At 65.5% G+C, this 26,817-nt stretch carries 17 protein-coding genes; 16 read left to right on the top strand and 1 reads right to left on the bottom strand.

The genetic code is table 11. From position 1 onward, the window contains the following. Nucleotides 1-73: 73 nt before the first annotated feature. Nucleotides 74-2,260 (bottom strand): peptidoglycan recognition protein family protein, encoded by a 2,187-nt coding sequence (locus tag CH281_RS06285; RefSeq protein WP_094693450.1) that lies wholly within the window; start codon nucleotides 2,258-2,260, stop codon nucleotides 74-76. 281 nt (nucleotides 2,261-2,541) lie between these two features. Between CH281_RS06285 and cobM the strand changes: the two genes are divergently transcribed. The 16 genes from cobM to CH281_RS06365 all read left to right on the top strand — a co-directional run bounded on the left by cobM (nucleotide 2,542) and on the right by CH281_RS06365 (nucleotide 26,774). Then, complete coding sequence (cobM, locus tag CH281_RS06290) at nucleotides 2,542-3,285, top strand: precorrin-4 C(11)-methyltransferase (protein WP_094693452.1); 744 nt, start codon at nucleotides 2,542-2,544, stop codon at nucleotides 3,283-3,285. Then, nucleotides 3,282-4,031: a precorrin-6A synthase (deacetylating) gene (cobF, locus tag CH281_RS06295; RefSeq protein WP_032407198.1), complete on the top strand. Its 750-nt coding sequence runs from the start codon at nucleotides 3,282-3,284 to the stop codon at nucleotides 4,029-4,031. Before cobM ends, cobF begins: the two co-directional genes overlap by 4 nt. A gap of 67 nt (nucleotides 4,032-4,098) precedes the next feature. Continuing rightward, a complete protein-coding gene (gene glf / locus CH281_RS06300) occupies nucleotides 4,099-5,328 on the top strand; it encodes a UDP-galactopyranose mutase (protein WP_032366753.1) in 1,230 nt (409 codons plus the stop codon). Next, nucleotides 5,325-7,232 carry a glycosyltransferase gene (locus CH281_RS06305; protein ID WP_032374176.1) on the top strand — a complete coding sequence of 636 codons (1,908 nt, stop codon included), beginning with the start codon at nucleotides 5,325-5,327 and terminating at the stop codon, nucleotides 7,230-7,232. The genes glf and CH281_RS06305 overlap by 4 nt, the downstream gene beginning before the upstream one ends. After that, a complete protein-coding gene (locus tag CH281_RS06310) occupies nucleotides 7,210-7,746 on the top strand; it encodes a phosphatase PAP2 family protein (protein ID WP_174557191.1) in 537 nt (178 codons plus the stop codon). The genes CH281_RS06305 and CH281_RS06310 overlap by 23 nt, the downstream gene beginning before the upstream one ends. After that, a complete protein-coding gene (locus tag CH281_RS06315) occupies nucleotides 7,743-8,648 on the top strand; it encodes a decaprenyl-phosphate phosphoribosyltransferase (RefSeq protein ID WP_027494814.1) in 906 nt (301 codons plus the stop codon). Before CH281_RS06310 ends, CH281_RS06315 begins: the two co-directional genes overlap by 4 nt. Next, the gene (zomB, locus tag CH281_RS06320) at nucleotides 8,626-10,491 is read left to right on the top strand and encodes a flagellar motor control protein ZomB (RefSeq protein WP_306427544.1); all 1,866 of its coding nucleotides are present in this window, start codon (nucleotides 8,626-8,628) and stop codon (nucleotides 10,489-10,491) included. Before CH281_RS06315 ends, zomB begins: the two co-directional genes overlap by 23 nt. A 213-nt stretch (nucleotides 10,492-10,704) precedes the next feature. After that, complete coding sequence (locus tag CH281_RS06325) at nucleotides 10,705-11,715, top strand: alpha/beta hydrolase (RefSeq protein ID WP_179274130.1); 1,011 nt, start codon at nucleotides 10,705-10,707, stop codon at nucleotides 11,713-11,715. 331 nt (nucleotides 11,716-12,046) lie between these two features. After that, entirely contained in the window at nucleotides 12,047-13,060 is a 1,014-nt protein-coding gene (locus tag CH281_RS06330; protein ID WP_027494811.1) for an alpha/beta hydrolase, read from the top strand. A 219-nt stretch (nucleotides 13,061-13,279) separates the two neighbouring features. Continuing rightward, the gene (locus tag CH281_RS06335; RefSeq protein WP_094693454.1) at nucleotides 13,280-15,181 is read left to right on the top strand and encodes an alpha/beta hydrolase-fold protein; all 1,902 of its coding nucleotides are present in this window, start codon (nucleotides 13,280-13,282) and stop codon (nucleotides 15,179-15,181) included. A gap of 82 nt (nucleotides 15,182-15,263) precedes the next feature. Beyond that, on the top strand, nucleotides 15,264-15,815 hold the full coding sequence (locus CH281_RS06340) for a DUF732 domain-containing protein (RefSeq protein WP_032374174.1): 552 nt from the start codon (nucleotides 15,264-15,266) through the stop codon (nucleotides 15,813-15,815). A 9-nt stretch (nucleotides 15,816-15,824) separates the two neighbouring features. After that, a complete protein-coding gene (locus CH281_RS06345) occupies nucleotides 15,825-16,778 on the top strand; it encodes a cutinase family protein (RefSeq protein ID WP_094693456.1) in 954 nt (317 codons plus the stop codon). Nucleotides 16,779-17,067: 289 nt separating this feature from the next. Beyond that, nucleotides 17,068-18,066: an LLM class F420-dependent oxidoreductase gene (locus CH281_RS06350; RefSeq protein ID WP_027494807.1), complete on the top strand. Its 999-nt coding sequence runs from the start codon at nucleotides 17,068-17,070 to the stop codon at nucleotides 18,064-18,066. A gap of 179 nt (nucleotides 18,067-18,245) precedes the next feature. Continuing rightward, nucleotides 18,246-20,144, top strand: coding sequence for a long-chain-fatty-acid--AMP ligase FadD32 (gene fadD32, locus CH281_RS06355; protein ID WP_094693458.1), 1,899 nt, complete (start codon nucleotides 18,246-18,248; stop codon nucleotides 20,142-20,144). Between the two features lie 42 nt (nucleotides 20,145-20,186). After that, nucleotides 20,187-25,226 (top strand): polyketide synthase Pks13, encoded by a 5,040-nt coding sequence (gene pks13, locus CH281_RS06360; RefSeq protein ID WP_094693460.1) that lies wholly within the window; start codon nucleotides 20,187-20,189, stop codon nucleotides 25,224-25,226. A 3-nt stretch (nucleotides 25,227-25,229) separates the two neighbouring features. Then, complete coding sequence (locus CH281_RS06365) at nucleotides 25,230-26,774, top strand: acyl-CoA carboxylase subunit beta (protein WP_027494804.1); 1,545 nt, start codon at nucleotides 25,230-25,232, stop codon at nucleotides 26,772-26,774. Nucleotides 26,775-26,817: the final 43 nt, after the last annotated feature.

Here is a 26,817-nt window from a genome sequence, read left to right on the forward strand (position 1 = left end):
CGGTACAGGGGCGCATCGAACACGACAAGGGCCGAGTCACCACGGTGACTCGGCCCTTGTCGACTGTCTGAACTCAGCCCGCGGGTGCGGGCTCCGGTGCCGGAGCGGGCTCGGCAACAGGTGCCGGCTCCACCGGCGCGGCGACCGGCTTCTGCATTTCTGCGTTGTACGTGTCGTTGTACGTCTTGATCACCGTGGTGACGATTCCGGTGAGCTCGTTGAAGATCAACGAACCGTTCTCGAAGTCCGTGCGGAAGCCCTCCGGCACCTTGAACTCGTCGGTGATCGGCAGACCGAGGACGCCGTCGACGCCACCCTGCTGCAGGTACTGCTGGAAGATCTTGCCGATGACGGCCACAGCCTGTCCGGCCATGTTGGTGATGATCTCGCCGTTCTGGAACTGCGCCTTCTCGCGGCCGCCGCTCACCTGCACCAGGCCGCTCACCGGCACACCGAGTGAGCCGGTCTCGCCGCCCGAGGCCAACCACTTCTGTGCAACAGGACTGGTCGATGCGAGACGCTGCAACTCGGCGACCAGCGCCGGGATGTTCTCGCCCAGAGTCGAACTGACGTCGGTGCCCGGGCGTGACGGTGCCGGGTCGGTCACCGCGGTGTCCGGTGCGGTGGCATCGGGCGCGGTCTCGGGTGCTGCCGGTGTGACGTCGCCGCCACTGCCGAGGTTCGCGGCCGCGATGTCGCGGATCTCCCCGAGCCTGGCGTATCCGGCATCACCGGGGCATTCGGTGTTGCCGACGTCGCGGTGACCGAAGATCACCGGCAGGTCGACGGTTTTGCCTTTGCCGATGAACGTGAAATCCGTTCCCTCGGAGGTCATCGTCGTGGTCCCCTTGGGATCCAGACCGGCCTTACCGAGTCGCCAGCCGAGGAACTTGCCGACCGAATCGACGGTCTCCTGCGACGGATCCTGAGTGGAGTAGTCGCCCATCATGGCCACTCCGACGGTGTTCTCGTTGAATCCGCCCGCGTGCGCACCCTGGACCGGCTTGTCCAGGCCGCCGGCGCGACCCTCGAAGATCTGGCCGTACTTGTCGACGAGTGCGTTGTAGCCGATGTCGCACCAGCCCAGAGTCTGCGCGTGGTACGCGTAGATGGCGCGGACGATCTCGGCCGATTCGGACTTCGAGTAATCGTTGCTGCCTGCGGTGTGGTGCACGGTGGCACCGCCGATGAAATCGTCGATTGTCGGGTTGGCACAACGGATCGACTCGTCGGCACCCCACTGGGCGCGGGTGATGACGTTGGGGCCTGCATCGCCTGCCACCGGAGTGGCGAGGTCGCTGAGTGCGGAATCGGCGGGGGATGTGCCGGGGGTGATGAGCACGGCGCTGATGTCGCTCACTGCCGACGCCAACTGCTCGGCCGACACCTCAGGAGCGGCTTCGGGCGCAGCAGGCTCTATCGGTGCCGGATCCTGTTGGCGCAGCGGCTTGCTCGACGACGCGGGCGTGTAGCCCAATGGCTGCTCGGCAACGGCGGGAGCAGGTGCAGGTGCGGAGGCATCGGAAGGCAGCGGAACAACCGGGACCTCCGGAACCGGCGGCGTTGCAAAGCTTTCGGGAGCTGCACTGCTCGTCAGCGGAGTCAACAGCACCTGCACGGCCTTGGTGAGTCCCACGAAGATCGGTTCGGTGCCCTGCTTTTCCGCAGCGGGAACGGCGTCGCTCGCAGTGGTGTCCACCGGTGCGGTCTGCAGCCACGGGCCCCAGGATCCGTCCTCGAGCTGACGTCGAACCTGCGCGCTCGCGCCGTTCAGCTGCTCGGAGGTCAACGCCACCATGCTGAACGGGGTGTCCTGCGAGATCTCCTTGACTGCGGCTCCGAGCGGCGGCCCGGTGGGGTCGGCCGCTTCAGGATTGACCGGTGCCGAGGCGTCCACCCTGGGGATCGGGGCCTGCGCGGTTGCGCCACCCGGAGCCGGCGTCGTGAGACCCGGGATGTCGGGAATCTCGATCGGCGGGATCACGATGGAATCCGGCAACGGCAGGTATTTCAGATCGGAGAGCCGTAGATCGGGCAACGGCAGGCCGGTGAGCTCCTGCAGCGGAACGACGATGTCCGGTGCAGCGCTCAGCGCGGTCTCGACGATCTTCGTCGGCACGGTGACCGGGGTTGTCTCGTTGGCCGGTCGAACTCCGGTGGTCGTGCTGTCTGTCAGCCCTGCGACCGCAAACGGGGTCGCGACGGCGAGTAGTGCGACAGCACCGAGAACGATCGACGGCTTCGTTCGACGGTTCGGCAAGGCGGTACTCCCTGGTTGGTGGTAGGTACGCGTCGTAGGATCTCCACTGCTGAACAACATGAATCACATCAGCAACATGAGTCCCATCAGACACAAGGCTAAACCTTAGCTTGACAGTTAGCCACAGCCGGGAAGTTCCAGTGGCGCGGCGCGTCGGGGCTTGCATTCCTGGGTCATTCCGCAGGCTCCACTCCCGCCTTCATGGGTCATTCCGCAGGCTCCACTCCCGCCTTCATGGGTCATTCCGCAGGCTCCACTCCCGCCCCCTACGCTTTCCACCTGTGACTGTGCACTTCATCGGAGCCGGACCCGGAGCGGCAGACCTGCTCACGTTGCGGGCCGTCGAGTTCCTGCGATCCAGTCCGGTGTGTGTCTACGCCGGTACCTATATCGACGACGCGATCCTCGAACATTGCTCGGCCGGTACTCGCCTGGTCGACACCGCGAAGCTCGATCTCGATGCCATCACCGCCGAACTCGTCGCCGCCGACCAGCGCGGGGACGACGTCGCGCGCCTGTGCTCGGGTGATCCGTCCCTCTACTCCGCGATCGCAGAACAGTCGGCTCGACTCGACGCCGCGGGTGTGCCGTGGGACATCACGCCGGGAGTGCCCGCCTACGCGGCCGCTGCGGCCACGTTGGGCGTCGAGCTGACCGTTCCCGAAGTGACGCAATCGGTGGTGCTCACCCGCGCGCAGGCCCGCTCGACGGCGATGCCCGATACCGAAGCGCTGAAGAACTTCGCCGCTACCAGGGCAACGCTTGCGCTGCACCTGGCGATCACACGCACCCGCATCATCGCCGACGAACTGACGGAGTTCTACGGTCCGGAGTGCCCCGCCGCAGTCGTCTTCCACGCCAGCAAGCCGGACGAGCTGATTCTTCGCGGCACCCTGGGCGACATCGCCGACCAGGTCGAGGCCGCCGGGCTGCGGCAAGCTGCGGTGATCCTCGTCGGTCCTGCTCTGGCTCGTCGCGTCGTCGCCGAATCCCACCTGTACGACGCCTGCCGGGACCGCTCGTGAAAATCCATCTGATCGGCATCGGCGGTGGTCACCCGGATCAGGTGACGGTGCAAGCCGTCGAGAAGCTGCGGGCTGTGGACGTGTTCATCGTGGCCGACAAGGGCGCGTCCGTCGGGGATCTGGCAGCAGCCAGGCAGGAGATCCTCGAGCGCCACCACGGTGGCAGCTACCAGGTCGTCGAGGTGCCCGACCCCCCACGCGACCGGTCACCTCGGCAGTACGAGACCGCCGTCCTCGATTGGCACGACGCCCGCGCCCGGGCGTACGCCGACGTGCTCGACGGTCTCGCCGACGGCACCGTCGTCGGGTTTCTCGTCTGGGGCGACCCGGCGCTCTACGACAGCACTATCCGCGTCGTCGAGCGGATCGCCGAACTGCGCGGCGACATCGAGTTCGATGTCACACCCGGCATCTCCAGCGTGTCCATGCTGGCGGCGAGTCATCGACTCGTGCTCAATCGCATCGGGGGCCCGATCGTCATCACCACCGGCAGAAACCTGGCCGGCGACGTCGCAGCCGGGCTGGACAACCTCGTCGTCATGCTCGACGGCAACCTGGCCTGCAGTGCGCTGACCGGCGCAGGCTGGGGCATCCACTGGGGAGCCAACCTGGGTACGACCGACGAGAAGCTCGTGGCCGGGCCGCTCGACGCCGTGCTCGACGACATTCGCCGCGCCCGCGCCGAGGTCAAAGAGGCGCACGGCTGGGTGATGGATACCTACCTGCTCCGACGCCTGCCAGGTTGACACCGGACCGGCCGGGCGGTGCCTGGCGGGGTGGAGCCGTCACGATCGTCGGATACCCTGGTTGCCCGTGACTGCTGTAAGCCCCGAGACCACCTCTTCCGACGCCACCGCGACCGGCCGCTACGACCTCATCGTCGTCGGATCCGGGTTCTTCGGTCTGACCGTGGCAGAACGGGCGGCGTCCCAGCTGGGCAAGCGTGTTCTCGTTCTCGATCGGCGGCACCACCTGGGCGGCAACGCGTACTCGGAGGCCGAGCCCGAGACGGGTATCGAGATTCATAAGTACGGTGCGCACCTGTTCCACACGTCCAACAAGCGCGTGTGGGACTACGTCAACCAGTTCACCGACTTCACCGGCTACCAGCACCGCGTCTTCGCGCTGCACAACGGTCAGTCGTACCAGTTCCCGATGGGCCTGGGGCTGATCTCGCAGTTCTTCGGAAAGTTCTTCTCCCCGGCCGAGGCGCGGGCCCTGATCGAGGATCAGTCCAGTGAGTTCGACTCCAAGGACGCGCAGAACTTCGAGGAGAAGGCGATCTCGCTGATCGGACGTCCGCTGTACGAGGCATTCATCCGGGACTACACGGCCAAGCAGTGGCAGACCGATCCGAAGGAACTCCCCGCGGGCAACATCACCCGGTTGCCGGTGCGCTACACCTTCGACAACCGCTACTTCAACGACACCTACGAGGGTCTGCCGGTCGACGGCTACACCGCGTGGCTCGAGAACATGACACGCGACGAGAAGATCGACGTTCGCCTGAACACCGACTGGTTCGACGTTCGCGACGAGTTGGTCGCCGAGAGCCCAAACGCCCCGATCGTCTACACCGGGCCGCTGGACCGCTACTTCGACTACTCCGAGGGCGAACTGGGCTGGCGCACCATCGATTTCGAGACCGAGGTGCTCCCGGTCGGCGATTTCCAGGGAACGCCGGTGATGAATTACAACGACGGCGACGTGCCGTTCATTCGGATCCACGAGTTCCGCCATTTCCATCCCGAGCGTGAGTACCCGACCGACAAGACGGTCATCATGCGCGAGTTCTCACGTTTCGCCGAGAGCGGCGACGAGCCGTACTACCCGATCAACACCCCCGACGACCGGCAGAAGCTCGAGGCGTACCGCAACCGCGCGAAGGCCGAAACTGCCTCCAACGGAGTGCTGTTCGGTGGCCGACTCGGCACGTACCAGTACCTCGACATGCACATGGCCATCGCGAGCGCACTGAACATGTACGACAACACCCTGGCCCCGCACTTCGAGACCGGCACCGCCCTGGCGGGGGACAAATGACCGCCAAGCACCTGCTCGAGGACGGGGTGGCAGACGTCGCGCCGGTCCTCGGAAAATCGCTGTTGCAGCGTGTACTGCTGCCCCGTTCGGGTGAGCCGCTCGACGTGCGCACGCTGTACCTCGAAGAAGCGACCACCAATGCCAAACGCGCGCACTCGCTCTCGCGTACCTCGCTCACCATCGGCGGCGAGTCCGAGGTGTCGTTCTGCACGTACTTCAACGCATTCCCGGCGAGCTACTGGCGGCGCTACAGCATCCTGAAGTCCGTGGTGCTGCGCGTCGAGGTGTCCGGCCACTGCCGAATCGACGTCTACCGGTCCAAGGCCGATGCGTCGCGCATCCACGTCGAGGGCCGCGAGGCCGTGGACGGCGATGCGGCGCAAGAGTTTCTGATCGACCTCGGCCCGTTCGAGGACGGCGGGTGGATCTGGTTCGACATCACCTCCGATTCCGAGGTGGTCCTCGAGAGTGCCGGTTGGTACGCGCCGATCGACGCTCCCGGTGAGGCGACCGTCGCCGTGGGTATCCCCACATTCAACCGACCGACCGACGCCGTCAAAGCGCTTGTCGCCCTTGGCTCGGACCCGCTGGTGCTCGACGTGATCCAGGCCGTCATCATGCCGGATCAGGGCACCCGCAAGGCAAAGGACGAACCCGGCTTCGACGAGGCCGCAGCGGCCCTCGGCGGGCGACTCGCCATCCACGATCAGGCGAACCTCGGTGGGTCCGGCGGCTACAGCCGGATCATGTACGAGGCGCTGAACAACACTGCCTGCCAACACATTCTGTTCATGGACGACGACATCGAGATCGAGCCCGACTCGATTCTGCGGGCGTTGGCGATGTCGCGTTTCGCCAAGGTGCCCACGCTCGTCGGCGGCCAGATGCTGAATCTGCAGGCGCGTAGTCACCTGCACGTCATGGGTGAAGTGATCGACCGCGGGAACTTCATGTGGACCGGCGCGCAGAACGTCGAATACGACCACGACTTCTCCGAGGATCCGCTGCGCACCAGCAAGCTGCTGCACCGCCGCATCGACGTCGATTACAACGGCTGGTGGATGTGCATGATCCCGCGCGTCGTCGCCGAGGAACTCGGGCAGCCACTGCCCCTGTTCATCAAGTGGGACGACGCCGAATACGGCTTGCGTGCACGCGAAGCCGGCTACCCGACGGTGACGCTGCCGGGTGCCGCGATCTGGCACATGGCGTGGAGCGACAAGGACGACGCCATCGACTGGCAGGCGTACTTCCACCTGCGCAACCGTCTCGTTGTTGCGTCGCTGCACATGCCGGGCGACGGCAAGGGCCTGGTGCTCGACACGATCAAGGCCACCGTCAAGCACTTGCTGTGCCTCGAGTACTCGACGGTCGCCATCCAGAACCTCGCGATTCGTGACTTCCTGGCCGGTCCCGAGCACATCCTCGAGATCTTGCCCACGGCACTTCCGACGGTGCACGCACTGCGCAAGGAATTCCCCGACGCCGTCGTCGTCGGCAGTTCCACGGAGTTGCCGCTCGCATCGGGTGAGGAAGTCGGAGCCGTCGGCCTGCCGACCAACCCGATCTCCAAGGTCCGTCGTCTGGCCAAGGGCTTGTTGCACAACGTCAAGCCTGCGCACGAGCAGCACCACGAGCGTCCGCAGCTCAACGTGCCGACTCTCGACGCACGATGGTTCCTGCTGTCCCAGGTCGACGGCGTCACCGTCACGACAGCGGACGGCCGAGGTGTCGTCTACCGCAAGCGCGACCGCGCGCAGGCCGCGGCATTGCTGAAGGAAGCGCTGTCGTTGCGCAAGCAGTTGGCAGCCGAATTCCCTGCTCTCAAGGCTCGATACCGTGATGCCGTGCCGCACCTGACCAGTAAGGAAACGTGGGAACGTGTCTTTCGTTACCAGGCGTAAAGGCCAGACCGAGGTGCCGACCGAAGTGCGCATCCTCGAAAAGGTGCAGGCCACGGTCGGTAGCGCCCCCGGTGCGATCACCGTCGCGCGCGGGATGTCGCACTTCGGCGAACATGCCCTCGGCTGGGTGGCGATCGCAGGTATCGGCGCTGCTCTGGACGCGCCGCGGCGACGCCAGTGGGCGTCGGTGGCCGTCGGTGCCGTCGGATCACATGCCGCGTCCATCGTCATCAAGCGCATCGTGCGCAGGCCGCGTCCCCACGATCCGGCCGTCCGGATCAATGTCTCGACGCCGAGCAAGCTGAGTTTCCCGTCGTCGCATGCGACATCCACCACAGCGGCTGCGGTTCTCCTCGGCCGCGTGACCGGGCTACCGTTACCGGCGGTCCTCGTCCCACCCATGTTGCTCTCGCGCTTGGTGCTCGGAGTCCATTACCCCACCGATGTGCTGGCCGGATCTGCACTCGGCGCGTTGACGGCTGCTGCCGTCGTGAAGTTCGAAGGAGACAAATGAGCGAGGATGCCGCACCCGTAGGCGCACCGCCGAAGAATCTGGCGGACGGCATCGTCAAGGCGCTTCGCCCGCGTCAGTGGGTCAAGAACGTGCTGGTCCTGGCCGCGCCGTTGGCGGCAGGCTCGGTCACCGATCGCGACGTGCTGCTGTCCGTCGCGCTCGCGTTCATCGTGTTCTGCTTCGCCGCCTCCGGTGTCTACCTGGTCAACGACGCCATGGACGTCGAGGCCGACCGCGCGCACCCCACCAAGCGGTTCCGGCCGATCGCGGCAGGAGTCCTGCCCGTCACGATCGCCTACGCGATGGCCGTGGTGTCGCTCGGACTCGCCGTCGGCCTGTCGTTCTTCGCGAACTGGAAGCTCGCGCTGGTCATCGGCGTCTACATCGTCATCCAGCTGGCGTACTGCTTCGGCCTCAAGCACCAGGCCGTGCTCGACATCTGCATCGTCTCCTCGGGCTTCCTGCTCCGCGCGATCGCCGGTGGCGTCGCTGCCTCGATCCCGCTCTCGCAGTGGTTCCTGCTGATCATGGCGTTCGGCTCGCTGTTCATGGCGGCGGGCAAGCGCTACGCCGAGCTGCAACTGGCCGAACGCACCGGGGCGAAGATCCGTAAGTCGCTCGAGAACTACACCACGACATATCTGCGCTTCGTGTGGACGCTGTCCGCGACGGCCGTCGTCATCTGCTACGGCCTGTGGGCTTTTCAGCAGGACGCCGAAACGGACTCCAACTGGTTCGCCATCTCGATGATTCCGTTTACTATCGCAATCCTGCGATACGCAGTGGATGTAGACGGCGGCGAGGCAGGCGAACCCGAAGAGATCGCGTTGGGAGACAGGGTTCTCCAGCTACTCGCCATAGCGTGGATCGGAGTGGTTGGTGTCGCTGTCTACCTCGCCTGACCAGCGAGACACGCGAGAAGACACCCCGGCACCGGCGGTCTCGACCAGGGCGGTCTTCTGGGTCGGGACCGTCGTCACCGGTGCCCTGTTTCTGTGGGGTGCCTGGGAACGTCGCTGGATCGCCGACGACGGCCTGATCGTCCTGCGCACCGTCCGCAACCTGTTGGCCGGCAACGGCCCGGTGTTCAACGCGGGCGAGCGGGTCGAGACCAACACCAGCACCATCTGGACCTACCTCGTCTACGCGGGTAGCTGGCTCAGCGACGGCCGGCTCGAGTACGTGGTCCTGACGATCGCGCTCGTGCTGTCCACAGCGGCCGTCGTCATCGCGATGATCGGCACATTCGCCCTGCGTGGGCGCACTGCGTCACGCACTCTCTTCCTCCCCGCGGGCGTCCTGGTGTACATCGCGGTACCGCCGGCCCGTGACTTCGCGACGTCCGGGCTGGAGACCTGCCTGGTCATCTTCTGGCTGGCGGTTTTGTGGCTGCTGATGGTGCGCTGGGGGCAGCGCCGCGGAGGTGGCGTCGAACTGCTGCTGCTGGCCTTCTTCGCGGGCCTGGGCCCGCTGGTGCGCCCCGAGCTGTCCATCGTGTCGGTTCTGGCACTGGCGATGATCTTCCTCGCCCCGCAGACGTGGTTGTCGAGGCTGCGCGTGTTCGCATTCGCGGGCGCGGTTCCCGTGCTGTACCAAATTTGGCGCATGGGCTACTACGGCCTTCCGTACCCCAACACCGCAGTGTCCAAGGACGCCGGCGGTGCCAAGTGGTCGCAAGGGTGGGCGTATCTGACCAACCTGATGGGACCGTACCTACTGTGGCTCCCGCTGGTGCTGCTCCTGCTCGGTGCCGCCCTGTCGGTGACACGAGTGCGCCCGACGCTGCCCAGAACAGTGGGCGGCCTGCTCGCCGCGTTGCGCACGCCGACCGCTGTCGTCGTATTCGTGCTCGTCAGTGGATTGTTGCTCGCGGTCTACGCGATTCGAGTCGGTGGCGATTTCATGCACGGGCGAACATTGTTGCCCGCCCTGTTCACGCTGCTGTTGCCCATTTCGATATTGCCCGTCGCGCTCCCGCAACGATGGTCCGGTAATCGTGCGACTGCTGTTTTCGTCGCAGATGTATTCGTCTGGGGTGGGATCGTCGTCTGGGCTCTGATTGCGGCGAACACGACGGGAATGCCCCAGGGCTCGATCGTCGGACGAAGCGGAATCGTCGACGAACGAGCGTTCTATTCGCTCAACACCGGGCACGCTCATCCGATCCTGGCGTCGGACTATCTCGACTATCCGCGGATGCGGGCAATGGTTCAGGCGATCGACGACACCCCGGACGGCGGATTGCTGCTGCCGTCCGCGCAATTCACCTACTGGGATGTCGTCCCGCCGCCCCTCCCGATCCCCGAGGGTGGATTCGGTCACACCGTCTACTTCCTCAACCTGGGGATGACGAGCATGAACGTCGGCCTCGACGTGCGGGTCATCGATCAGATGGGGCTCGCGTACCCGTTGGCATCGCACACCGAACGCCTCGAGAACGGCCGTATCGGTCACGACAAGAACCTCTACCCGGACTGGGTCGTCGCCGATCTGGGACTGGTCGGCATCCATCCGTACCTGCCCTGGTACATGGACGAGGACTGGGTGACCGAAGCTCAGGTGGCGTTGACCTGCCCGGACACCCAGGAAATGCTGACGTCCTACCGAGCACCGTTGACGAAGGATCTGTTCGTCCGGAATGTGAAACGTTCGTTGTTCTATGCCGGTTATCGATTCGACCGGGTGCCGAAATACGAAATACAGCGATGTGATCTTCCGGCGCCTGTATTGAAGGCCGATAATTAGCCAGCAGAACACGAGAAGATCACCGGGTTGCGCCGATTCGGTCTCGACGCGAAGATGAGCTGTCTCGATCCTGTAACGGACGACGTACTTCGTGCGATAAGTGCGGAGGATATGTATGCGCCAGACCCTGGGTCGGGCGCGTACATGATGAACTTGCGAGATCAATCGTTGATTGCGTAACCGATGTGACGAAGCTGCTGAGAGGTCGAGTGCATGCTGGGTAGATGGAAGAGCCGGTCCGGGGACAAGCGAGCGGGCTCCTGGGGACGCCGCGCCGCAACATCCATGCTGATGGCAGTGGTGCTACCACTGGGATTGGCCGTGGCGGGCGGTGGCGCAACTGCCAACGCAGCGTTCGACGGCAATGCCATCGACGTCTGGACGGACTCGAGCATGGGCCCGATCAAGAGCCGGGTGTGGCGGGCAGCGGACGGTAACACCAACCGCGTCGTCTACCTGCTCGACGGCCTGCGCGCCACGACGGACATCTCGGGCTGGGAGCACGAGACCGACGCCGGAGCAGTTCTCGCCTCGTGGAACATCAACGTCGTCGAGCCGGTCGGTGGACAGTCGAGCTTCTACTCCGACTGGTACGCACCGTCCAACTTCAACGGTCAGAAGACCACCTACAGGTGGGAAACCTTCCTGACGCAGAACCTCCGCGAGAACCTGCGCGCGAACTACGGCTTCAACCCGAACCGCAACGGTGTCATCGGCATCTCGATGGGCGGCTCCGCAGCCCTCACGCTGGCTGCATACCACCCGGACCAGTTCAGCTATGCCGGTTCGCTGTCGGGCTACCTGAACATCTCCGCACCCGGCATGCGCGAGGCCATGCGCCTGGCACTGCTGGACTCCGGCCGCTACAACATCGACGCGATGTGGGGCCCGCCGTGGGATCCGGCGTGGCTGCGCAACGACCCGTTCGTCTTCGCGCCTCGCTTGCGTGACAACGGCACGCGCGTGTGGGTCTTCGCAGGCAGCGGTCTGCCCGGCGGTCTCGATCGCCCGCAGAGCTTCATCGATTACTACAACACCGCGAACGGTATGGGCCTCGAGGCCATCGCCTTGGCGAACAGCCGTGCCTTCCAGATCCGCATGGCGAGCATCGGTGCCAACAACGTCACGTATGCATTCCCGGCCGTCGGTACCCACCAGTGGGGCTACTGGGGCGAGCAGATCCGCGTCATGGCACCGGACCTGAGCGCCAACATCGGTAACTGATCCACCCGGCAGCGTTTGCTGTCGCAGTCCCCGCTTTCGGCCCTGTAGTGATATTTCACGACTTTTCAGGGCTGTTCAGCGGGGACCGCGCAGGATAGTCTCCTGTTTCAGAAACTCGCAGAGGCGAAACTGGGACGCTGATCACAGTTTTGCCTTGGAACCGCTCGATGGAATAACCTCCATCGAGCGGTTCGCCTGTTATGCAGCAGAACCTCGACGTTTCGACACACCACAGCTTCACCCCGGCCTCATGGGCCGTCAGTCAGCCCTGTTCGATTGCCGGGGGCCGCTACGACAGCGGAGACCGCGTAGATGAGAGAGAGCACGATTCATGCGATTTGCCGGCCTCAGCAGTAACCCGAAGGCGTCATCACGCTGGCGTCAGCGCCTGCTCGGCGTGGGTGCTGCCGCACTCGTTCTGCCGATCGCAGCCGGTGTCGTCGGCGGCGCAGTCGCAGTCGCTGCCCCCACTGCCGTCGTCCATCAGACCCCGGCCGGTGGCCGCGAGGACCTGATCGTCCCGTCCGAGATGGGTCCGATCAAGGTCCAGGTCCAGTGGGCGGCACGCGGCGGAAACGCTGCTCTCTACCTGCTCGACGGCCTGCGTGCCCGCGACGATCGCAACGCCTGGACCTTCGAGACCAACGCGCAGGATCAGTTCGCCAACGACGACGTGACTCTGGTCATGCCCGTCGGTGGACAGTCCAGCTTCTACAGCGACTGGTACACCTCGTCGAACTTCAACGGCCAGGAAGTCACCTACAAGTGGGAAACGTTCCTGACGCAGGAGCTCCCGGCGTTCCTGGAGAACTACGGCGTCTCGCGCAACAACAACGGTGTTCTCGGACTGTCGATGGGTGGTTCGGCTGCCCTGACGCTCGCCGCGTACCACCGCGACCAGTTCAAGTTCGCCGGCTCGCTCTCGGGTTACCTGAACATCTCGGCCCCGGGCATGCGTGAGGCGATTCGTATCGCGATGCTAGATGCCGGCCGCTTCAACGTCGACTCCATGTGGGGACCGCCCTGGAACCCGGCGTGGCTGCGCAACGACCCGTTCGTCTTCGCACCCAGGTTGCAGGGTCTGTCGCTGTACATCTCCGCAGCCAGTGGCCTGCCCGGCCAGTTCGACCGCCCGGCCGCGCCGATCGATTTCTACAACACCGCCAACGGCATGGCGCTCGAGGCACTCTCGCTGGCCAACACCCGTGCATTCCAGATCCGCATGGGCACCCTCGGCATCCCGGCGACCTACAGCTTCCCGGCCAACGGAATCCACGCCTGGCCGTACTGGGGTGCCGAGCTGTGGAAGGCACGCACCCAGATCCTGGACGCGCTGAACGCCTGATTCGGTTCCGTAACGTGCTCTTCGACAATGCCGCCCCACGCTCTCGCGTCGGGCGGCATTGTCGGTTCGAGCGCCGGCTCTCCGAGCCTCCCCAATTCACATTCGCACCACCAGTCACAGCGAGTCTGCTGTTCGTGGCCATCGGGCACGTGTAGAAAGACATACGAAGCATGTCTCGAGACGAGACCTTCGGTTGTCACAGGAAAGAGAGTCACCATCATGCGCACTGGGCTTGTTCGGTTCGGTCGTACCCCATCGGCCGGCACACGGGCTCGGCGAGCGGCAGCAGCAGTGACTGTCGCCTCCGCGCTGATGATTCCCTTCGCGACGACGACGCTGGCCACTGCAGCCCCGGTTGCTCATGCCGCCCCGATGGCGCAGACCGGCCCCGCCTACACCCAGACCGGTGGAGCAACCGTCACCTCGGTGGACTGGCTCTCCGATCGCCGCGTCGCGCTGTGGATCCAGTCGCCCTCGATGGGAACGCCCATCCAGGTGCAGCTGCTGCTCGCGCGTGACTGGAACATCAACCCGCAGGCCACGTTCCCGCAGGTGTACATGTTGGACGGCCTCCGGGCGACCGACCAGGAGAACGGCTGGACGGCCGAGACCGACGCCGAGGCCTACTTCGCCGACAAGAACGTCAACGTCGTGCTGCCGATCGGCGGACAGTCCAGCTTCTACTCCGACTGGGTCGATCAGGACAACGGCAAGAACTACCAGTGGGAGACGTTCCTGACCAAGGAGCTGCCGCCCATCCTGGCCAAGGACTGGCGCAGCACCGACAACCGTGGCGTCGTCGGGTTGTCGATGGGTGGCACGTCGGCGATGTTCCTCGCGGCCCGCAACCCCGGCTTCTTCAAGTTCGCCGGTTCGCTGTCGGGCATCCTGACCACCACCTCGCTCGGCATGCCGCAGGCCATCCAGTACGCGATGACCGACGCCGGCGGCTACAACTCCAAGGCCATGTGGGGCGCACCGTCCAACTCGCTGTGGGCTCAGCACGATCCGTACCTGCTGGCCGACAAGCTCAAGGGCGTCAGCCTCTACATCTCGAGTGGCAACGGCTCGACCGGCCCGTACGATCAGCCGTCGCCGATTCCGGGCGTCAGCACCAACTACGCGGGTATGGGGCTCGAGATCCTCTCGCGACTCACTTCCCAGTCCTTCGCCACCAAGCTCAACCAGCTCGGAATCCCCGCGCAGGTCAACTACCGCCCGTCTGGCACGCACTCGTGGCCGTACTGGCAGTTCGAGTTGCACCAGCTGTGGCCGCAGCTCGCCACGGCACTCGGCGTCGAGGTCGACAAGCCCGCCTGCAGTGTCGCGGGCATGATCGGCAATGCGAGCGGCGCGAACTCGTGGCTGGGTCCCTGCCTCACCGCGGAGTACAACGTCGCAGGCGGACGAGCTCAGGACTTCACCTTCGGTCGGGTCTTCTTCACGCCTGACACCGGGGCGCAGGTGGTTGCCGGCGCTATCGGCGGTATTTACCAGGGCAACAAGGGCCCCGAGGGTGCGCTCGGCTTCCCGAAGACCGGCGAGATCGCCACTCCCGACGGCCGCGGCCGCTTCAACGCCTTCCAGAACGGCATGGTCTACTTCACGCCGCAGACCGGAGCCCATGTGGTCAAGGGTGCCGTGCTCGACGAGTGGGCAGCCCAGGGGTACGAGGGCGGTCCTCTGGGATACCCGGTGCTCGACGAGGTGGCAACACCCAACAAGCCCGGCTCGGTGCAGGGCTTCGAGATCGGCGCGATCTACACCTCGCCCGACGCGGGCGTGCATTCTGTGCAGGGCATGATTCTCGGTAAGTACGGTGAATTGGGTTGGGAGAGTGGACCTCTCGGGTTCCCCAAGTCCAACGAGATCGGCCCCATCCGGGACGGCGGACGGTTCAATCAGTTCGAGACCGGCAACATCTACTGGAGCCCGGTCAGCGGAGCCTGGTCCATGCCGTACGGCCCGATCTTCGACGCCTGGGGATCGGTGGGCTACGAAGGCGGCCGCCTCGGCTACCCCACCAGCGATCAGTTCGACATCGACGGTGGCGGTAAGCAACAGAACTTCCAGTTCGGCATCATCACCGTCAAGGACGGCAAGGCCACGATCGCTCCGTGACCGGAGCAGTCACGGCTTCAGAGTTCTCTCAGAGCGTGGCTGTACTCTCGCCTGCGACCCGACGACCGAAGGATTTCGATCGATGACGCGTAACTCTCTGGCCAGAACTCTGTCACTCGGCGTGCTCGCCGTGGCGGCGAGCTCGATGCTGGTGGCGTGTGGAAGTGACGACTCGACGGCCACCGGCGCGCCGACCAGCACCACCACGGCAGCTGCGACGACGACCGAGGCGAGTTCGTCGACGTCGGCGGCCGAGAGCACCACCACTACTGTCGCTCCGACCACCAGTCCGGGCGAGGCGGCGACGGCACCGCCGGAGCAACCCCAGGCCGTGCCGGACGACTTCCCGGGGCCGACGGAGAGCCAGATCGACAACCGTGGCCAGAGGTTCCTCGACGAGCTGAAGAGCAAGGGCGTCACTCCGGCGGGCAACGGCGACATCGCGGTGTCGACGGCCAACTACATCTGTGCCGCGCAGGCGCAGGGCGTCGCAGCCGACGAAATCACGACCTACGTCACCGCGAACGTCGGCGTCGAGGCGAGTGCAGCCGGAACGCAGATGAACGAGACGCAGGCCCAGCAGGCTGCCCAGACCTACATCGCCGCCGCGCAGGCGACGTACTGCACGCCGTAGTTCGCGCTGATGGCCAAACGTAAACGCAGAGTTCTGCCGGTGATCGCCTTCGCGGTGATCATCGGGCTCGTCATCGTGGCCCTGTGGTACCTCCTCGCCGGGCGTCTCGGACCCGGACCGGGACCGGTACCGCCGCCGGGGCCCGAGCAGCCGACCTCACAACCGGCGGACTGCCCGGACGTTCAGGTCATTGCCATCCCGGGTACGTGGGAGTCCTCGTCGACCGATGACCCGTACAACCCGACCGCCAATCCGGTGTCGCTGATGCTCAACGTCACCCGGCCGCTGCAGGAGCAGTTCCCCGGATCTCGCGCGGACGTCTACACGGTGCCCTACGTCGCACAGTTCTCGAACCCCATCGCGCTGCCGCCGGACGGCCAACAGTCGTACAACAACAGCCGTACCGAGGGCAAAAGCGTTGCGGTGCAGAAGATGTCGGACGTCGCAGCGCGGTGCCCACTGACCAACTTCGTCATGGCCGGCTTCTCTCAGGGAGCAGTCATCTCCGGCGACATCGCGGCCGACATCGGCGCGGGTAACGGACCCATCTCCGCCGATCGTGTCCTCGGCGTCACCCTCATCGCCGACGGCCGCCGCGACGGAGTGTCGGGTACCGACGTGCCGGGACCGCTCGACGGTGTCGGAGCCGAGGTCGCCCTCGGGGGACTCGACCTCCCCGGCATCACCATGACGGGGCGTCGGGACGGCGGATTCGGCGCGCTCGACGACCGGACCAATCAGATCTGTGCGCCCGGCGACCTCATCTGTGCGTCCCCGTCGGATGGACTGTCGCTACGCAACATTCCGCAGAGCATCCAAATTCTGATCGGGGCGGCGGGCAATCCGGTGCACGCGTCGTACAACAGTTTCGTCGTCGACGGTTCCGGCACGACGGCCACCCAGTGGACGGCGGCATGGGCGGCCGATCTGATCGAGAATGCGCCGACGCCTCCGCACTCGTGATCGGGTCGTGTGGACGACGGCGTGATCGGGGTCGTGGGTAGCGCAGTGACCGGTGTCATCGATAACGGACAGGTCACAACGCGGCGTGTCGCCAACTGGTGCAGGGCACAAACCTGTGGTCTGCGACCCCCAGTCGGTGGGATCCGCTCCCGCGAGCGGCTAGAGTGACGCCTTGGACCTGCGCGGATCGGCCCCGGCCGACTGCCCCGCACGGTGTGCCCAGACCCCCGGTGCCGACCACCTCAGACCCCAGGTGCCGGCCGCTCCAGACCCCAGAGGAGAGCAATAGATGAGTTCCGCCGAGGCCGCGACCCCCGGGCCGCGCAAATTCCGCTTCGCTGCAGGCGGAGAGGGAAACGCGGAGGAGGGCGGGGCTCGGAAGTTCATCAAGCTGGCTCAGCAGGCCGAGGAACTGGGTTACGACAGCTTCATGATTCCCGATCATCTCGGTAATCAGGTCGGGCCGATCGCGGCGCTCGGAGCTCTCGCCGTCGCCACCGACAAGATTCGGCTCGGCACGGCGGTGCTCGCCAACGGCTTCCGCCATCCCGCGGTGCTCGCCAAGGACGCGGCGACCATCGATGTGCTCTCCGGCGGACGGCTCGAACTCGGACTCGGCGCGGGCTGGATGCGCGAGGAATACGACAAGGCCGGCATCACCTACGACCGTCCCGGCGTCCGCATCGAAAAGCTCGCAGAGACCCTCGACATTCTCGACGTGTTGCTGCGCGGTCAGGAATGCAACTACGAGGGCAAGCACTACACGATCACCGGTCTCAAGGGCAGCCCTCGTCCGCGTCAGGGACCGCGTCCGCCGATCTGCATCGGCGGCGGCGGCCCCAAGATGCTCGCGCTGGCGGCCAAGCACGCCGACATCATCTCCGTGGTGCCGAGCACCTCGAAGGAAGGCAAGTTGCTGCTGTCGGGCATGACCATCGAGAAGACTCTCGAGCGCGTCGAGCTCATCCGGGCTGCCGCAGGGGATCGGTTCGACGACATCGAGCTGAACTGGGCGATCACCACCATCGTAGTCACCGACGATCGCGAGCAGATGGCCGAGATGGCGTTGGCCGCGCTGGACAACGGTTATCCGCCCAACGTGGACGTCGACGTCAAGCTCACGGTCGAGGACATTCTGTCGTCGCCGTACCTCGCCTTCGGAACGTACGAGGAAATCGCCGATCAGATCCGTAACGTTCGCGCGCGGACGACGATGTCCTATGTCGGGGTTTTCCCCACACAAATGGAAGCATTCGCTCCGGTTGTCGACTTGCTGAAAGGCGAGTGACGCAGGCGCGTGTCGGTAGCATGGAGTCGGCCTCGAGGTCGACCGAAACCGCCACCGCTGGAGTTACCACTTAGTAACATAAAACGCTGTTCGGGGTCTGCATCGATGAACGTCGTCAATGCAAGGCCAGGTCACGCACGATGTGTGGCAGCGATTCGTGTCGGAGGAGATTGAAGCAAATGAGCCACACGTTCGATGATTTCATCGATGAGAACGGCCACATCACCATCGGTGAAGGGCAGACACTCGTCCGCCACGTCGAGGCGAACGTCGAAGAGAACGCCGACACGCTCGCGTACCGGTTCATGGACTACTCCCGGGAACGGGACGGTGAAGCGCACGAGTTGACCTGGTCACAGTTCGGCAAGCGGCTGCGCGCTGTCGCCGCCCGTCTGCAGCAGGTCACCGAGCCCGGTGACCGCGTGGCGATCCTCGCTCCCCAGGGCCTCGAGTACGTCATCGCGTTCTTCGGTGCGATCTACGCGGGCACCATCGCGGTGCCGTTGTTCGATCCCGACGAGCCCGGCCACACCGACCGCCTGCATGCCGTCCTCGGCGACTGCAAGCCCAGCGCGATCCTCACCGCCAGCAACTCCGCGGCGGGCGTTCGGGCGTTCTTCCGCGCGCTCCCCGCTGCCGAGCGGCCCCGCATCATCGCCGTCGACGCCGTTCCCGACAGCGTCGGCGAGACGTGGGTCGAGCCCAATGCAGGGTTGGACGACATCGCCTACCTGCAGTACACGTCCGGTTCGACGCGAACCCCGGCCGGCGTCGAGATCACGCACCGCGCGGTCGGCGTCAACGCGCTGCAGATGGTCGACAGCATGGAGATCAACTACGACTCGCGCGGCGTCACCTGGCTGCCGATGTTCCACGACATGGGTCTGCTCACCGTCATCCTCCCGGCCCTCGGTGGCAAATACATCACGATCATGAGCCCGCGCGCGTTCGTGCAGCGGCCGTGGCGCTGGATCAAGGAACTCGCCGCTGTCTCCGACGGAGCAGGCACGTTCGCCGCGGCACCGAACTTCGCGTTCGAGCACGCCGCCCAGCGCGGACTGCCCAAGAACGGTGAAAGTCTCGACCTGTCGAACGTCATCGGCCTGATCAACGGCAGCGAGCCCGTCACCACGTCGTCGATGAAGAAGTTCAACGAGGCCTTCGGCCGGTACGGTCTGCCGAAGTCCGCGATCAAGCCGTCGTACGGCATGGCCGAGGCGACGCTGTTCGTCTCGACGAGCAAGCACGCCGACGAGGCCAAGGTCGTCTACGTCGACCGTGTCGAGCTGAACGCAGGCAACTTCGTCGTCGTCGCACCCGACGATCCCGGAGCCATCCCGCAGGTATCGACCGGAACCGTCGCCCGGAGTCAGTGGGCCGCGATCGTCGACTCCGAAACCGCCACCGAGGTGCCCGACGAACACGTCGGCGAGATCTGGCTGCACGGCGAGAACATCGGCAAGGGCTACTGGGGTCGCGAGACCGAGACCAGCGAAACCTTCCACAACAAGCTCGTCCACCGCGTCGCCGACGGGTCGCACGCCACCGGGGCCCCCGAGGGCGCCAACTGGATGCGCACCGGAGACTTCGGCGTCTATCACGACGGCGAGCTCTACATCACCGGCCGCGTGAAGGACCTCGTCATCGTCGACGGCCGCAATCACTACCCCCAGGACATCGAGTTCTCGGCGCAGGAAGCAAGCAAGGCTCTGCGGCCGGGCTTCGTGGCGGCGTTCGCGGTGCCGCTCAACCAGCTGCCCGACGTCGTGTTCGAGTTCAGTGGTGCCGCGTTGACCAAGGATTCGGACGACAGCTCCGAACAGCTCGTCATCGTTGCCGAGCGCGCTCCCGGCTCGGGCAAGGCAGACCCGGCTCCGATCGCCGACGAGGTGCGCACCGCAGTCTCGGCGCGGCACGGCGTCACGGTCCGCGACGTCCTGCTCGTCCCGGCCGGTTCCATCCCGCGTACGTCGAGCGGCAAGATCGCCCGACGCGCGTGCAAGGCCGCCTACATCGAGGGCACCCTGCGCGGCGGTTACCAGCAGACGGCATTCCCGGACGCCGAACTACCCGACTGATCTCTGGGCCTCCCGTTCCTTCGATACATAGCTTGGTGAGTAATGGCTGAACAAGAGACAGACAAGATTCAGAGTGCCGACGGGACGGACCTCACGGTCGCCCAACTGCGGGATTGGCTACGCAACTGGGTTGCAGACGCGACGGGTCAACCCGCGTCGGCCATCTCCGACGACCGTCCAATGGAGGAATTCGGTCTGTCCTCTCGCGATGCCGTCGCACTGAGCGGTGAGATCGAGGAGCTGGTGGGGGTCACGCTGACCGCGACCGTCGTCTACCAGCACCCCACCATCGCGTCTCTGGCCAAGATCATCATCGAGGGCGAACCCGACGAGCCGGTGGGTACCGTCGACGACGCGTTCTACACCAGCGGAGTGCAGTCGGGCGACGCCCACGACATCGCGATCGTCGGACTGTCGTCGCGCTTCCCCGGCACCGGTCACACCCCCGAGGAGATGTGGTCGCTGCTCATCGAGGGCCGCGACGGCATCACCGACCTGCCCGAGGGCCGGTGGAAGGAATTCACCTCCGATCCCGTCATCGCCGCAGCCGTCGATGCGACGGTCACCAAGGGTGGCTACCTCGACGACGTCAAGACCTTCGACGCAGAGTTCTTCGCGATGTCGCCCAACGAGGTCGTCAACGTCGACCCGCAGCAGCGCCTCGCGCTGGAACTGACCTGGGAAGCGCTCGAGCACGCGCACATCCCGGCCAGCTCGGTCAAGGGCAGCCAGGTCGGCGTCTTCATCGGCAGCTCCTCCAACGACTACCAGCTCATCGCCGTCAGCGACCCGGCCGTGCACCCCTACGCACTCACCGGCACCTCCACCGCCATCGTCGCCAACCGCGTGTCGTACTTCTACGACTTCCGCGGGCCGTCGATCGCCGTCGACACCGCCTGCTCGTCGTCTCTCGTGGCCGTTCACCAGGCAGTACGCAGCCTGCGCACCGGCGAATCCGATCTCGCCGTCGCAGGCGGGGTCAACATGCTGCTCGCCCCGCCGATCACCGTGGGCTTCGGTCAGACCGGCGTCCTCGCTCCCGACGGCAAGATCAAGGCGTTCTCGTCCGACGCCAACGGCATGATTCGCTCCGAGGGCGGCGGACTCGTCGTGCTCAAGCGACTCGAGGACGCCGAGCGAGACGGCGATCAGGTGCTCGCCGTCATCGCCGGATCCGCCATCAACCAGGACGGCCGCTCCAACGGACTCCTCGCGCCGAACCCCGACGCACAGGCCGACGCACTCCGATTCGCATACCGCGACGCCGGCATCAACCCGTCAGGCGTGGACTACATCGAAGCGCACGGCACCGGAACCATCCTGGGCGATCCCATCGAGGCCGACGCGCTCGGCCGCGTGGTCGGCCGTGGCCGCGACGCGGACAAGCCGGCACTGCTCGGCTCGGCGAAGACCAACTTCGGACACCTCGAATCTGCTGCGGGCGCAGCAGGTTTGATCAAAGTTGTGCTGGCGATGCAGGAGAACAAACTCCCGGCGTCACTGAACTACGTGGGCCCCAACCCGTACATCGACTTCGACAAGGCACACCTGAAGGTCATCCCGGAGGCCACCGACTGGCCGCGGTACACCGGCAAGGCCGTCGCCGGCATCTCCGGTTTCGGCTTCGGCGGCACCAACGCCCACGTCGTCGTGCGCGAGTACGTACCGGGTGAGACCTCGGCCGAATTCGACTCTGCTGCCGTGGATCCCGAGGCCGCGGTGGTGGAGGGCGTCTACGAGGAGCAGCTCGATGCCGAGACGACCAGCCCGGTCGCCGAGGCCGAGACCATCCTGGCGGAGTCCGACAGTGCGCCGGAGACAGTGATTCTCGCGGTGTCGGCCGCGTTGCCGTCGCGTCGTAAGCGCGCGGCGTCGGAACTGGCCGACTGGCTCGAGACCGAAGAAGGCAGCACGACGCCTCTCGTCGATGTCGGCCGCACGTTGGCTCGGCGTAACCACGGGCGTTCGCGCGCAGTGGTTCTCGCGTCCACCACAGCCGAGGCCATCGCCGGATTGCGCGCCATCGCGGCAGGCAAGCCCGGACCGGGCGTGTTCTCCGCGGACTCGCCTGCGTCCAACGGCGCAGTGTGGGTGTTCTCCGGATTCGGCTCGCAGCACCGCAAGATGGCATCGCGGCTGTACCGAACCAACGCCGTGTTCGCCGCCGAGGTGGACAAGGTGGACGAGCTGCTCGTCGACGAAGCCGGCTACTCCATCCGCGAGATCATCCTCGACGACTCGCAGACCTACGAGTTCGAGAACTCCCAGGTCGCCATCTTCGTCATCCAGATCGCCTTGGCCGCAACGCTTCGCGCACACGGTGCCGAGCCGTCGGCCGTGATCGGCCACTCGATGGGTGAGGTCGCGGCAGCGTATGTCGCCGGAGGCCTCAATCTCGAAGACGCCGTCCGCATCATCTACGCCCGCTCGCGGCTGCTGGCCGAGGGCCAGGACGGCCTCGGTGCCGCCTCGCAGGGGGCCATGGCACTCGTCGAGTACACCCCCGACGAGGTCAAGACCCTCACCGATCAGTTCCCGAACGTGGAGCCCTGCGTGTACGCCGCGCCGACGCACACCACGGTCGGTGGACCCCGCGCCGAGGTCGAAGCCCTCGTCGAAAAGGCCGAGGCCGCAGGCAAAATGGCCCGTCTGCTCGACGTCAAGGGAGCAGGACACACCGCAGCCGTCGACGTACTGCTCGGTGAGCTCGCCGCCGAGCTCGCCGGAATCGAACCGAGCAAGCTCACCGCCGGGGTCTACTCCTCGGTCGATCGTGAGGCGCACTACCGCGTCGGACATGCGGCGATTCACGGCGTCGACTACTGGACCAAGGGAATGCGTCACCCGGTCTGGTTCACCCAGGCCGTCAATGTTGCTGTGGGAGACGGGCACACAACGTTCGTGGAGCTCGCCCCGAACCCCGTCGCGCTGATGTCGGTCGCTGCTACCGCGTGGGCTGCCGGCCTGGCCGACGCCACGTTGATTCCGACGCTCAAGCGCAAGGAAGACGAGGCAGACACGTTCCTCGCCGCGCTGGCGCAGCTGTACGTGCACGGTCATGCGCTGGAACTGGCGACGCTGTTCGAGTCGGGTCCGTACGCTGCAATCCCGCGAACTGCGTACTTGCGCAAGGAGTTCTGGCTCAACTCGCAGGTCAGCTCCAGCGGTAACTCTCGCGTTCCCGGTGCCCGGGTGGCACTGCCCGACGGCCGCCATGTCTGGGAAGTCCAGGCCTCGGCCGTCTCGGGATTCGATGCGTTGGTCACCGCCGCTGCCTCGCAGGTGTTCTCCGATGTGGCGCTGGGTGCTTCGGTCTCGCATGCATCGGTGCCAGCGGTCGGCACGGTCGTCACCACGTTGACCTCGCACCTCGGTGGTGCGTCGGTCCAGGTCCATGCACACGAGGGCTCGGCGTTCACCCTGCTGCACGACGCTGTCGTCACCTCGGGCGATGTGCGGCCGGAACCCGTTGTCGCAGTGGAGGAGCGATCCTCGTCTCCGATGGAAGAGTTGCCCGAGGTCGTCGAGACGTTCGGTGACCGCTGGGATCCCAACGGCAATCAGAAGCTCGAAGATCGACTGGCGATCATCGTCGCCGAGTCGATGGGCTACGCACCCGAGGACCTGCCTCCCGAGGTGCCGCTGATCGAACTGGGGCTGGATTCGCTCAGCGCCGTTCGGATCAAGAACCGCGTCGAGTACGAATTCGACATCCCCACAGTGCAATTGCAGGCCGTGCGTGATGCGAACCTGCGTGAGGTGGAGAAGTACCTGCGCTACGCGATCGAGAACCGCGACGAGGTGCAGGCGCTGGCAGACAAGCAGGCAGCCGAAAAAGCTGCCGAGCAGGCTGCCGAGAGTGGCGCGACTGCACGCGACGAAGCGTTGGAGACGGCCGTCGCCGCACCGGAGACCGCGGTGCCGAGTGCGGAATACCAACCCGCACCGGTGGTCGCAGCGCAGACCGACCTGGGCGGCAAGGAAGCGTTCGCCGAGGCCGCCGGATCCGATGTGCCCCCACGTGACAACGCCGAGCGGATGACGTTCGCGACGTGGGCAGTGGTGACGAAGGAATCGGCCAAGGGCATCTTCAACACCCTGCCGATCCTCGACGACGAGACGGCCGAGAAGTTGGCCGCTCGCCTGACCGAGCGGGCCGGCGGCGAGATCACCTTCGACGACGTACTGGACTCGGAGACCATCGAGCAGCTCGCCGACAAGGTGCGCCCGCACCTCGAGGACGGCGAGATCGACGGTGTCGTGCGCAATCTTCGGGCCCGTCCCGAGGGCTCCACGGCCACACCGGTATTCGCGTTCCACTCGGCCGGTAGCTCCACCGTCGCCTACGAGCCGTTGCTGCGGAAGTTGCCGGCAGGCACGCCCATGTACGGCCTCGAGCGCGTCGAAGGACCCATCGCCAAGCGCGCCGCGGAGTACGTGCCGCTGATCAAGGCGATCCAGCCCGAAGGACCGTACGTGTTCGTCGGATGGTCGCTCGGCGGCATCCTCGCCTACGAGGTGGCGCGTCAGATGGAAGAGGAAGGCATCGAGGTCGCCTACGTGGGGCTGCTCGATACCGTCATGCCCGGCACCAAGATCCCCGACACCAAGGACGAAGTCCGCAAGCGTTGGGAGCGGTACGCCGCGTTCGCGAAGAAGACGTACAACGTCGACTACCCGATCCCGTACGACAAGTTGGTCGACTCCGACGACGAGGGTCAGATTCGGATCATCACCGATCTGGTCAAGCTCAGCGGGGCAAAGATTCCCGGCGGCATCATCGAGCATCAGCGGACGTCGTGGCTCGACAATCGGGCTATCCAGACGGCCGAGCTCAAGGAGTACGGCGGGCACGTCACGCTGTACCTCGCCGACAAGTACCACGACGACGCGATCGCCCTCGAGCCCGCATACGCCACCCGCGAAGAGCACGGTGGTTGGGGACCGGTGGTCAAGGACCTCGAGATCGTCTACGTCGGAGGCGACCACCTCGCGGTCGTCGACGAGCCGTACATTGGAAAAATTGCGGCCCATCTGTCGAAGACGCTCGAGAACATCGAGTCTGCAAGAACCGGAGCGTAGATTTTGAGTGGCACCACTGCGGAGAAGCTGGCCGAGCTACGGGCGAGGCTGGAACTGGCCAAGGAACCGGCCGGCGAGATCGGCATCGCCAAGCGCGCCAAGAAGGGCATACCCAGCGCCCGAGATCGCGTGAACTCGCTGCTCGACCCCGGCAGTTTCGTCGAGATCGGCGCGCTGGTGAAGGCCCCGAACGATCCGGGTGCCCTCTACAGCGACGGCGTCGTCACCGGGCACGGAACCGTCGACGGCCGTCCGATCGCCGTGTTCTCGCACGATCAGACCGTGTTCGGCGGAACCGTCGGCGAGATGTTCGGCCGCAAGGTCGCCGGCATCATGGACTTCGCGATCAAGATGGGCTGCCCGGTCGTCGGCATCAACGACTCCGGTGGAGCTCGCGTGCAGGACGCCGTCACCTCCCTCGCGTGGTACGCCGAACTGGGTCGACGCCACGAGGCGCTCTCCGGCCTGTGCCCGCAGATCTCTCTGATCCTCGGTAAATGCGCCGGTGGCGCGGTGTACGCACCGATCAACACCGACATCGTCGTCGCCACCGAAGAGGCGTACATGTTCGTCACCGGACCGGACGTCATCAAGTCCGTCACCGGCGAGGACGTCAGCCTCGACGAACTCGGTAGTGCCCGTGTCCAGGCCATCAACGGCAACGTGCACCACGTCGCTGCCGACGAGAAGGCCGCATTCGACTGGATTCGGAACTACCTGAGCTACCTGCCGTCGAGCTGCCAGGAAGAGGCACCGGTGATCAACCCGGGGCTCGAGCCGGAGATCACCGAATCCGATCGCACGCTCGACTCGTTCATGCCCGACGCCGACAACGCCGGTTACGACATGCACGACATCATCCTGCGCATCTTCGACGACGGCGAGTTCCACGAGATCGCCGCCCAGACTGCACAGAACGTCATCACCGGCTTCGCCCGCGTCGACGGTCGGCCGGTGGGAATCGTCGCCAATCAGCCGATGCACCTGTCCGGGGCACTCGACGCCAAGGCAGCGGACAAATGTGCGCGGTTCATCCGCCTCAGCGACGCCTACAACATTCCGATCATCTTCCTCGTCGACACACCCGGCTTCCTGCCCGGCGTCGACCAGGAAACCCTCGGCGTCATCCATCGCGGTGGCCGCTTCATCTTCTCGTTCGTCGAAGCGACGGTGCCGAAACTGACTGTCGTGATCCGTAAGTCGTACGGCGGCGGATACGCGGTGATGGGCTCGAAGCAGCTCGGATCCGACATCAACCTCGCCTGGCCGACCGCCCGCATCGCCGTCATGGGTGCCGAAGGTGCCATCAACATCATGAGTCGCAAGCAACTCGCCGAGGCGGGCGAAAATGCTCCGGCGCTGCGCAAGCAACTGATCAACTTCTACAACGAGCATGTCGCAACGCCGTGGATCGCCGCCGAGCGTGGTTACATCGACGCCGTCATCGAGCCCTCGCAGACGCGCCTCGAAATTCGCAAGGCCTTGCACATTTTGAAAGACAAGGAAGTACACAAGAGTCCGCGTAAGCACTCTTTGCTCCCGATCTAGCCAAGCGCGCCCGTCCCCACGTCGGGGTCGCTTCGCTCCCTTT

Source organism: Rhodococcus sp. 06-221-2 (genome assembly GCF_002258365.1).
In the GTDB taxonomy this organism is placed as follows: Bacteria; Actinomycetota; Actinomycetes; order Mycobacteriales; family Mycobacteriaceae; genus Rhodococcoides; species Rhodococcoides fascians.